Source organism: Protofrankia sp. Cas8 (assembly GCF_963555845.1).
In the GTDB taxonomy this organism is placed as follows: domain Bacteria; phylum Actinomycetota; class Actinomycetes; order Frankiales; family Frankiaceae; genus Protofrankia.
The window spans coordinates 1-9,870 of record NZ_CAUVXI010000204.1 but is presented as its reverse complement, the minus strand read 5'-3'; the positions used below and the strand labels follow the sequence as shown (position 1 = coordinate 9,870).

Sequence of the window (9,870 nt, the reverse complement as noted above, 5' to 3'; positions counted from 1 at the left end):
CATCACCGCGTGCTGCGGCTGCTCGCCGCGGACATCACCCGGCCCGACAGGCTCAACACCCGCCGCGAACGTACCTTCCCCCGTGTCGTCCGCCGAGCCCGGCACAACCAGTTCCCCGTCAAGAAGCCCGGCCAGCGCGGCACCCGCCACGACGCCCCGCCCACGATCAGACTCGCCAACCCGCTGAACCCCCAGATTGCAGCCTGATCGACTTAGCGTCAGTGGCATTGCCACTCGTCCTCACCGAAGTCGTCAGGATCGGGTAGATGTCCCACGTCTCTTTGGGTGGGCACGGGAGGGCCACCGGGCGTCATTGAGGCCCTGTCGATCAGCAAAACATGGAATGCGGCATCTAGCATGATCCACTTCCATTCATCGGCGGAAATTCGGTACCGGCCAGGCAGGAAGAAGTCGGAGGTGCTCGTTCTCAATCAGCATGTGGGCCTGCCGCTGGAGGCGGTGAAGGTCCGGCTACACCGGCCCGCCAGCGCAGCGACCCGGCATGGCAGTCCGAGGCGGCCTCACTGGTTCACGGGTTCTCTCACGCCAAGAACGTCCGATACCGACCAGCATACCGACATTTTTGTCCCGTCACAGCAGCCCCGGACGCCCCTTAACGAGCCGGTCCAAGAAAATAGAATGGCACTGCCATGACAGCAATAATACCGAAGTCAAGAATTGACGGAAAAGCGATCGGAAAAAGCAGTTTAATCAGTTTACGGTCAATAAATTTAGTGAATTTACGCCGAATATTAATAATTACCTGAAACGCTAAAATTCCACAGGAAAGGGCGAATCCAGCATTTCCCACCAGGGACGAAATCCCTCTCGAAACAAGGGCGTGAATAATTACGTAGACAAAAATGAAAACAATAAAAGCCGTGACCGAAACAACGGGCCACACGGGGGCGAGAGCGGAATTATACGGATCAAGATCTTCCGTCATCCTGATCCCCGCCCTCACTCTGAGGATCGATTTGAGCATAGGCGGACCGTCGGACAGATACGGAACCATCTTCTCCGCGATGAAACATTGGAATCTTACCATGATGTCCATAAGCAAGTGCGGGCCACGCCCATGGGGCGGGCCCGCTACCTCCTGCAATCACGATGGGGATGAATTATAAGAAATTCGATCTTACTCTTGGCCGGAACCGACCAGAGTCCTCACTCACTGTCAGAAGAAGTGGTGTCGATGATGTATCATCGCTGGCGACTTGGTCATTCGCGACAGTGTTGGAACGTTCAAGGTCTTCCTCGACGAGCTGGAGGCCCATCCTCGCGCAAGCTGAGGCGGCACGCCCTCTCCTGACGTGTTAATGGGTTGTTGATCATCAATCACGAATTGCGGCCGGGGAGGTTAATCTCAAGCCCGCCTCGGGTAAGGGTAATCAAGGCGATCATCGTCGCGGGTGAATGAAGACCGTACGACCGGCGCATGAGCTGGCGCATGTGAGTCTTCGTCGCCTCGACCCAAGTATTGCTGACCGGCGGAATCAAGCGGTCAAGGCGACACATGCCTTTCCAGCAGATCGTTGAACATTTCTATCGACTTGTGCCGGCTCAGTTCTCGGGAGATGATTTCCCGCTCCTCGATTTTCGACAGCTCGCGCAGGGCCATCCACCATCCAGTCTGTCGACGTTGCCGAGATCATCCTATCGGAGCGTCGCTACGACCGTTTGAACCCGCCCAGCAACGGCCCGGCATAACGCTCCAACAGGTCCAGAAATCGCTCGTGATCAGCGTCGTCGGCATCAAGAGCCGCGACAAGCGGCCCTGTGTCGACCACCATCACGTGGGACGCCCCAGCTCCGCACGGATGATCTCCTCAGACCGAACAGCAAGATCCCCTCGGCCGCTGTGAAGCATGCCTGCGAATGACAGGCGACGCACCGGCTGCTCGGCAACGGTTCCATCCTGATCCTCAGCGGCTGGCTCACCCGCCGGCACCGAACTCACAAGGTGACGCACGACGTCCCGAACTGCACCAGCCTGTTCCAGGGTCAGACGGTCCACCAGTTCATGGAGTTCCGCAATGGCCGGTGAGGCCCGTGGTGGTTTTTGGCGCGGTCGGGCAGATGACGCGCCGGGGGCCGACGGGTCAGCCGACGCTCGAGGTGCCCCTGCGATCGGCGTCTTCGGCGGCCCAGGCGGCGAGCAGTTGCAGGCCATCGCTGGACGGACTGCCGGCTTCGGCGGTCCAGACGATGATCTGGAGGTCTGGCTGAGCGGCCCAGGTGACCGCGTTCCAGTCGAGGGTGAGGTCCCCGACGACCGGGTGGTGCAGGTGTTTGGTCCCGGTGCCGCGGGTGGCCACCTGGTGGTCTGCCCACCATTGCCGGAACTGGAGGTAGTGGGCCGACAGCTCCTCGATGAGGGCGTTGAGTTGGGCGTCGCCGGGGTTGGTGGAGTTGTGCATGCGCATCTGGGCGATGGCCAGGCGGGTGATGCCTTCCCAGTCGGCGTAGAGGTCGCGCATGGCCGGGTCGGTGAACAGCAGCCAGATGTAGTAACGCTGGTTCTCCGGGATCTTCCCGAAGTCGGTGATCAGTGCGGCACCCATGGCGTTCCACGCGACGACCTCGGTGCGGGGGCCGATGACGAAGGCGGGGGTGCGCGTCATGTCGTCGAGCATCCGCCGCAGCTGCGGCTGAACCTCGTGGTGGGTGGGACGGTGGTACCGGCGTTGCCTGTCCCGGCTGGCCAGTTGGTAGAGGTAGGCGCGCTGGTCCTCGTCCAGGCGCAGCACCTCCGAAAGTGAGGCCAGCACCGACGGGGACGCTTGGATGCGGCCCTGTTCGAGTCGGCAGTAGTAGTCGATGCTGATCGCGGCCAGCCGGGCGACCTCCTCCCGGCGCAGGCCGGTCACCCGCCTGGCTTGGCCGCCCGCGGGCAGGCCGACGTGGGCGGGGCTCAGCTCGCTGCGGCGGGCCTTGAGGAACTCGCCGAGGTCGTTACGGCTTGGATCACGGGTCATGACTGTCAGCCTCGTACCGGATTTCTGCGCAGCGGGGGGAGATGTTCTCACGGACACGCTACCTCTCGTTGGCCCTTCCCGGGACGGCTCGGCGGCCTGGGCATGCACACCGAAGGCCACCGAAACGACGTCAGAACTCCCGTGTCAGCTGAGGGCCTTGACGATCTCCCAGGCCAGCGGAACGGCGGAGGCCGGATTCTGGCCGGTGTAGAGATTGCGGTCGACCTCGATGTGCGGCTGGTACGGCTCGCCCTGGCGGTAGTCGACGCCCAGTGCGACGAGCTGGTCCTGCAGCAGCCACTTCGCCCGGTCGGCCAGGCCGTTCTGGATCTCCTCGGCGTTGCTGAGCGCGGTGAGGCGGTAGCCGGCGAACGGGGACTTGCCGTCGGCGTCGGCGGTGGCCAGCAGTGCCGCCGGTCCGTGGCAGACCAGAGCGATGAGCGTGCCGGAGGCGAGCCGCTCGGTGAGCAGCCGGCCGGACTCGGCGTTGTCGGGCAGGTCCTCCATGGGCCCCCAGCCGCCGGGGTAGAAGACGGCGTCGTAGTGGCGGTGGTCGGCTTCTTCGATGCGCATCGGGTGCGCCAGCTCGGTCGCCTCGCGCAGTACGGCCTTGATCCGTTCGGCGCCGTCGGGGCCGCCGTTGAAATCGGGGGTGAGGCTCAGCGCGTCGGCCGTGGGCGGCACACCGCCCGGGGTCGCTGCCGCGATCTCGTAGCCGGCGTCCGTGAACACCTGGTAGGGGCCGATCGCCTCCTCGGCCCAGAAGCCGGCCGGGTGTTTGGTGCCGTCGGCCAGGGTCCAGTGGTCGGCGGCGGTGATCACGTAGAGGATCTTCGCCATGGTTGTCTCCCTCGTGTCGGTCGGGGTGGCGCGCGCCAACGGCGTCGCCGAAGTGCACACCCGGCGAGGACAGCGACGTAGGAATCAGTGATGAAATGCGTGTGAACGTCAATGAAGCCTGCTGTCACGGCCGTCCTCCGGAATTGTTGATTCAGGCTTCGCCAATTGTGTTGATCGTGCACGCCGAAGCAGCACTGCGCTCAGTCTTTCCGCGTCGCCGGCGTCCCGTGAATGGGAGAGTTTCATCCGGGGAGCGATCCATCCAGGGAGGTAACTGTCCCTCCCCGCCGCGGCGGCGCACGCCGCATGCTGCAAGGACATAATCGCAACCCGTCGAGGAGCATGACATGTCCGTTTCAGCCAACATCGCCGTCGTCCGCCGCATGTACGACTCGAAAGGTGACCCGGCCGTCGCCCAGGAGATCATGGCCCCGGACATCGTCTGGGACATCACGCCCGGCTTCCCCGGTGGCGGCGTCTACCACGGCTTCGACAGCGTCGTGAACGACTTCTTCGGTCCCCTGTTCGGGCGGTTCGACGCCTTCTACCCGGTGGGCGAGGAGTTCTACGCCGACGGCGGGCACGTCATCGCCCTGGGGCACTATGAGGGGACGACCAAGACGGGCACGAGCGTCCAGGTGCGGTTCATCCACCTGTGGACCCTGCGCGACGGCAAGCTTGCCCGGCTGCAGCAGGCCGCCGACAGCCTCGTCGTCGACCGCGCCCTCCACAGCTGACGCTGGTGTCCGACCAGGAGAAACGCGTCGCCTGGGTCGAGCTGTTCTTCGACCTGGTGTTCGTGGTGGCGGTCACGCAGGTGTCCAGCCTGCTGCACACCGACCACTCCTGGTCGGGAGCGGCGCGGGCGCTGGTGGTGTTCATCCCGATCTACTGGGCGTGGGTGGGCATGACCATGCACGCCAACCTGCACGACGTCGATCGGACCCGCGCCCGCCTGGCCGTGTTCGCCGTCGGATTGTGCGGCCTGTTCATGGCCCTGGCGCTACCCGAGGCGTACCGGTCACGCGGCCTGCTGTTCGGGGTCAGCTACTGGGCCGCACGGCTGCTGCTGTACGCGCTGATGCGGCGCAGCTACCGCGGCGTCGGGTTCAATCCCTTCACGGTGGCCGCGTTCGTCACCGGTCCGCTGCTCGCGCTCGGCGGCCTGACCGATGGCCGGGTACGGGTGGCGCTGTGGGCACTCGCCGCCGGGGTGGACCTGTTCGTCCCAGTCCTTGCTCGGCGGCGCATGACCCGCATCGCGTACGAGCCGTCGCACCTGCCCGAACGTTTCGGACTGTTCCTGATCATCGCGCTCGGCGAGTCGGTTGCCGAAACCGGTGTGGTGGCCGGACGCCAACCGGCGACCCTGGCCCGGCTCGCCGCGGTCGCCGCGGCCTTCGCGTTGGCCTGCGCACTGTGGTGGGTGTACTTCGTGTTCGCCGCCGGCGCCATCCGGTACGCGGTGCGCACCGCCGAGGTCGCCATCGATGTGATCCGGCCGGTGCTGCCGTACGGGCACCTCGGGTTCATTGGCGGCATCATCGCGATCGCCGCCGCCACCGGCGAAGTGATCATGAACCCACTCGCGCACCCGCACACCGACACCGCAGCGCTGCTGTTCGGAGGCGCCGCGCTCTACCTGGCCACGTTCGGCTACACCAGGTGGCGGATGTTCCGCACCGTGTCCACCGCCAGGCTCAGTGCCGCCGCCCTGTGCCTGGCGGCGCTCCCGTTGACCGGGCAGATACCCGCGCTCGCCGCGATGACGGCGCTCACCGTGGTGGTGGTCGCCCTGAACGTGTGGGAGGCCCGGACGGTGCCACGGCAGGAACCCCTAAGCGGCATCCCCCAAATGTGAACACCGAGAGGCGCACCACATGAACACGAAGATCGTCCAGACGAGGTTCGGCGGACCCGAGGTCCTCGAACTGATCGACCAGGCCCCACCGACCCCGGACGCGCTGGCAGGCGATGAGGTCCTCGTCCGCGTCGCGTTCGCCGGGGTCAACCCGATCGACGTGATGACCCGCACCGGCGGGGGGATGGCCGCGGCCGGCGTCATCTCGTTGCCGTTCACTCCGGGCTGGGACCTGGCCGGCACAGTGGAAGCGGTCGGCATCCAGGTGAACACCCTGAGCGTCGGCGACCGCGTGTTCGGCATGGCCCGCTTCCCCCGCGAGGGCGCCGCCTACGCCCAGTACGCGATCGTCCCGGCCGTCGACCTCGCCCCCACCCCGGACGCGCTCACCGACGCCGCCGCGGCGGCACTGCCGCTGGCCGCGATGACCGCCTGGCAGGCGTTCGCCGACACCACCCACCTCGCCAAGGGCCAACGCGTGCTCGTCACCGGTGCCGGCGGCGGCGTCGGTCACCTCGCCGTGCAGATCGCCCACCACCTCGGCGCCACAGTCACGGCGGTGGCCGGCGCCGCCAAGCACGACTGGCTGCGAGGCCTCGGCGCCGACCGCACGGTCGACTACACCGACCCGGCCGCCCTCGCCGCGCTCGCCGCCGAGCCGATCGACGTTGCCTTGGATCTTGTCGGTGGTGGCACCGGCCGCCAGGCCCTGGCTGCGACACGGCCGGGCGGCGTCCTGATCGCCCTCACCGGAGCGGTCGACGACCTGCGCGCCGCCGCCGAGGCCGCCGGCGTCCGCGTCGCCACCACCGCCGTGCGGACGGAGCGGGCCTGGCTCGACCGGATCACCCGCCTCGCCGCAGCGAAGGCCCTCGTTCCCGAGGTGGCCGAGGTCCTCGACCTCGCCGACGCCGCCCAGGCGCACCGGCTCATCGAAACCGGCCATGTCCAGGGCAAGATCGTCCTGCGGGCATGAACCCGCCACCCCGCGACGCCACCCTGTAGCCCTCGCGCACCGAAACTGCCGGTACCAGGACCGACATTGACCGGCGGCATCGGCGGCATCGGCGGCTTCGTCGGCGTCCCACACGACGTCACCATCCCCGGCGAGGACTTGTTCTGCTCCCACGTCGGACTGCGCGGCGGCCCGGCCCCGGTACGCGCCTTCCTGTCGGACCTCATCGGCCAGGTACTGGCCGGCCGGATCGATCCCGGCAAAGTCTTCGACCTGACCCTGCCCCTCGACCAGGTCGCCGAGGGCTACCGCGCTATGGACGAGCGCCGGGCCGTACGGGCTGGGCAGCGCCGTGTTCAGCCGCGACCGCGGCGAAGCCATCGCCCGCCGCCTGCGCGCCGGCATGACCAGCATCAACGACGTCCTCGTGTTCTCGATGAACCCCGCACTGCCGTTCGGCGGCCGGGGCGACAGCGGCTACGGACGCAAACACGGCGGAGAAGGACTGCGGGAGTTCGCCTACCCGCACTCCTTCTCCGCCAAGACCGGCCCCGCCCAACTGTCGGCCTCGACCTTCGACCGCCCGGCCGGCGCGATGGCGCACGCCCTGGCCGCCGTCCGAGACCGGCTCCTGGCCGACGACACCACGAAGATCAACTGACTGACCGGCCGGTCGGGACGCCAAGCCGACAGGCCCGGATGCCCGACGAGGCGGAGGAGACGAGAGCGCCATGGCGCGACACCCGCCGACGGAGGCCGAAGGGCTTGGCGGTGGCAAAGCGTTTGATGGAACCCCAGCGCCATACTCTGTCGGCGTGGAAGGTAATGATCAGGATCCGGTATCCGCTGACGCGCTGGATCGGGTGACGTGGGCATTACGGCGGGCGGAACTCGCCGTGCAGGCCCTTAAGGAGCAACGGCTGCGGCCGCTGGGCCTGCCGGTGGCGCACTACACCCTGCTCATCAGCGTCCATTCCGATCCCGGCCTCACCGGTGCGGAGCTGGCCCGTCGCCTCAACGTCACACCGCAAGCGGTGGCCTCGTTGGCGGACCGGCTGGAAAGCCGGGGCCAGCTGGAGCGCCGATCGCATCCACGCCACCGCCACGTGCAGGAGCTACACCTCACCGACGCCGGCCGTGAGGTTCTTCGCCGTGCCGATGCCGTCGTCGCCGAGGTCGAGAACAAGATCATCGAGGATCTGGGGCGTGCCAATACCGCCCGGCTCAGGACCTTGCTGGAAAAGGTCGCTGACGCGGCCCGGGAAGGATGACAGTGTCCGGAAACGAGCGCTCCGGCGCGGAGTTGGCTCCTGCCGTGAGCAAGGCAGTGGTGGCAACCGCATACGGCGGTCCCGAGGTGCTGTCGATGATTGACGTCATTGTCCCAGACCCAGGGCCGGGCCAGGTGCGCATCGCGGTCCGTGCCGCCGGCGTCAATCCCGTCGACCACAAGATGTACAGCGGGGCCTTCGGAACCCGACCCGGCGGGTCTGCCGATGCGGCTCGGCGCCGAAGCCCACGAGCCTGTCCTGGGAGCAGGCCGGTGGCCTGATGGTCGGGGGCGTCACCGCCGTGCACGCTCTGGAAGCGATCGGCTTGCGCAAGGACGAGTCGGTCCTGGTCCACGGCGCCGCGGGATGCGTCGGCTTGTTCGCCGTGCAGCTGGCGGCGGCGCGTGGCGCGTGGCGCGTGGCGCCACCGTCCTGGCAACGGCGAGCCCTGCCAAGCACGACCTACTCCGCGGCCTGGGCGCTGTTCCGATCGCGTACGGACCGGGCCTGGCCGAACGCGTGCGCACCGTGGCACCGGACGGGGTCCAGGCGGCGATCGACGTTGTGGGCACCGACGAGGCGGTGGACGTCTCGGTGGAACTTGTCGCGGACCGTTCCCGCATCGCCACCATCGCGGCATTTCAGCGCGGAGCCCAGGCCGGCATCAACTCCTCGGCGGTGGGCCCGGCGCAGACCCCGGGACAGTAATCCGCGCCGCCGCCCGCCTCCATCTCACCGAAGCTGCGGCGGCCGGGCGACTGCGCATCCTGATCGCCGATACCTACCCGCTTCACGAAGCCGCCGCCACCCACCGCCAGATCATGACCGGCCATACCGCGGGCAAGATCGTCCTGGTGCCGTGACACCGTCGGGTCGGTCCCGTCAACACCAGTGGGCGGCGCCCTCGCGGTCCGGGCCGGTACTGCGGTACTACCCGACGGCGCATTGATCATCCCGTGGTGCCATGGCCGCACGGGTGCCGGGCCTGATCCGAAAATCGACTGGGACGTGGGCAGGCTGGCGCCCACCGGTGCGGTTGCCCGCTGGTGGTGACGGTGGGTGGGTCAGGCGGCGGGGTTCAGGGTGACGGTGTAGCCGAGTGCTTCGAGTTGGCGGATGTGGTTGCGTTTCCGGCGTTCCGGGTCGATGCGGGTGTCGTAGAAGTCGGCGCCGAGGTCTTTGAAGTGGGCGTCGGGGTCGGACAGCAGATGCCAGACGATGGTGAGGATGGAGCGGCCGACGGCGACGAGGGCTTTCTTCTTGCCCCGGTGGCGGGCGATGCGCCGGTAGCGTTCCCCGAGGAAGGTGTCGATCTTGCCGGCGGTGACGGACGCGGCGGTGGTGGGGATCGCCCGCTCGCACCAGTCCCACGACCTCACCCCGGCACGGGTCGGGGTGACCCAGCACGATCTCTACCAGGTCGCGTGCGGCTGCGGACGCCGCCACGTGGCCGCCCGGCCGGACGGGATGCCCGGGGCGCCGGTGTCCTACGGGCCGCAGCTGCGCGCGCTCGCGTTGTCCTTCCTGGTCCGCCAGCACCTGCCGGTCGAGCGGACCCGGGAAGCGCTCGTCGAGCTGTGCGAGGTGACGGTCTCGGCGGGCTGGCTGCACTCGCTGCTGGCCCTGGGCGCAGACCCGGTCACCGCAACCCCCGCCATACCCATCAGCCTGCCAGAAACAGGAACACCACCGCTGCCACATCACCGCCTCCGCATCTACTCGGAAGCGGCAGGAGGGGTGTCGCTGCGCGGATCACGCCACCCGTCAGGGGCAGCGATACGGGCTTCGATGCCGGCGTGTTCGGCCAGGAGGTAGAGCAGGTTGGCGCCGTCGATGAGCTCAAGCGGCTTGCCGTTCGCGAACTGGTAGCTACTCTGCCCGTAACCGGAAGTCGATACCAGGATGCCTTTGCTGGCACCCTCATTCTGAACGGTGCCGTAGAGGTCCCTGACCGCGGACACACCA

The 9,870-nt window shown here is 67.5% G+C and carries 11 protein-coding genes and 3 pseudogenes; 8 read left to right on the top strand and 6 right to left on the bottom strand.

Features of this window, described 5'->3' with window-relative positions:
* A partial coding sequence (locus tag U9977_RS22250; RefSeq protein WP_322751226.1) for a hypothetical protein occupies nucleotides 1-207 on the top strand: 207 nt, incomplete at its 5' end.
* Between the two features lie 406 nt (nucleotides 208-613).
* Here U9977_RS22250 and U9977_RS22245 read toward each other — a convergent pair.
* The 4 genes from U9977_RS22245 to U9977_RS22230 form a co-directional block, all read right to left on the bottom strand.
* Entirely contained in the window at nucleotides 614-946 is a 333-nt protein-coding gene (locus tag U9977_RS22245) for a hypothetical protein (RefSeq protein WP_322751225.1), read from the bottom strand.
* 724 nt (nucleotides 947-1,670) lie between these two features.
* Complete coding sequence (locus U9977_RS22240; protein ID WP_322751224.1) at nucleotides 1,671-1,793, bottom strand: hypothetical protein; 123 nt, start codon at nucleotides 1,791-1,793, stop codon at nucleotides 1,671-1,673.
* Nucleotides 1,794-2,102: 309 nt separating this feature from the next.
* A complete protein-coding gene (locus tag U9977_RS22235) occupies nucleotides 2,103-2,978 on the bottom strand; it encodes a helix-turn-helix transcriptional regulator (protein WP_322751223.1) in 876 nt (291 codons plus the stop codon).
* Between the two features lie 144 nt (nucleotides 2,979-3,122).
* The gene (locus U9977_RS22230; RefSeq protein WP_322751222.1) at nucleotides 3,123-3,818 is read right to left on the bottom strand and encodes a type 1 glutamine amidotransferase domain-containing protein; all 696 of its coding nucleotides are present in this window, start codon (nucleotides 3,816-3,818) and stop codon (nucleotides 3,123-3,125) included.
* A gap of 347 nt (nucleotides 3,819-4,165) precedes the next feature.
* Here U9977_RS22230 and U9977_RS22225 point away from each other — a divergent pair, with 347 nt between their 5' ends.
* The 7 genes and pseudogenes from U9977_RS22225 to U9977_RS27225 all read left to right on the top strand — a co-directional run bounded on the left by U9977_RS22225 (nucleotide 4,166) and on the right by U9977_RS27225 (nucleotide 8,768).
* Nucleotides 4,166-4,555 carry a nuclear transport factor 2 family protein gene (locus U9977_RS22225; protein ID WP_322751221.1) on the top strand — a complete coding sequence of 130 codons (390 nt, stop codon included), beginning with the start codon at nucleotides 4,166-4,168 and terminating at the stop codon, nucleotides 4,553-4,555.
* Between the two features lie 5 nt (nucleotides 4,556-4,560).
* Nucleotides 4,561-5,679 (top strand): low temperature requirement protein A, encoded by a 1,119-nt coding sequence (locus U9977_RS22220; RefSeq protein WP_322751220.1) that lies wholly within the window; start codon nucleotides 4,561-4,563, stop codon nucleotides 5,677-5,679.
* A gap of 19 nt (nucleotides 5,680-5,698) precedes the next feature.
* Nucleotides 5,699-6,655, top strand: coding sequence for an NADP-dependent oxidoreductase (locus tag U9977_RS22215; RefSeq protein WP_322751219.1), 957 nt, complete (start codon nucleotides 5,699-5,701; stop codon nucleotides 6,653-6,655).
* Between the two features lie 81 nt (nucleotides 6,656-6,736).
* Nucleotides 6,737-6,973, top strand: a pseudogene (locus tag U9977_RS27230) (IMP dehydrogenase); the annotation flags it as partial.
* A gap of 13 nt (nucleotides 6,974-6,986) precedes the next feature.
* Nucleotides 6,987-7,295 (top strand): aldehyde dehydrogenase family protein, encoded by a 309-nt coding sequence (locus tag U9977_RS22210; RefSeq protein WP_322751218.1) that lies wholly within the window; start codon nucleotides 6,987-6,989, stop codon nucleotides 7,293-7,295.
* Nucleotides 7,296-7,497: 202 nt separating this feature from the next.
* A complete protein-coding gene (locus U9977_RS22205; RefSeq protein ID WP_322751217.1) occupies nucleotides 7,498-7,905 on the top strand; it encodes a MarR family winged helix-turn-helix transcriptional regulator in 408 nt (135 codons plus the stop codon).
* 95 nt (nucleotides 7,906-8,000) lie between these two features.
* Nucleotides 8,001-8,768 (top strand): annotated as a pseudogene (locus U9977_RS27225) (zinc-binding dehydrogenase).
* A 201-nt stretch (nucleotides 8,769-8,969) separates the two neighbouring features.
* Here U9977_RS27225 and U9977_RS22190 read toward each other — a convergent pair.
* Both U9977_RS22190 and U9977_RS22185 read right to left on the bottom strand, forming a co-directional pair.
* Nucleotides 8,970-9,227: pseudogene (locus U9977_RS22190) on the bottom strand (IS110 family transposase); the annotation flags it as partial.
* Nucleotides 9,228-9,620: 393 nt separating this feature from the next.
* The coding region (locus tag U9977_RS22185; RefSeq protein WP_322751215.1) for a restriction endonuclease at nucleotides 9,621-9,870 on the bottom strand (250 nt) is incomplete at its 5' end.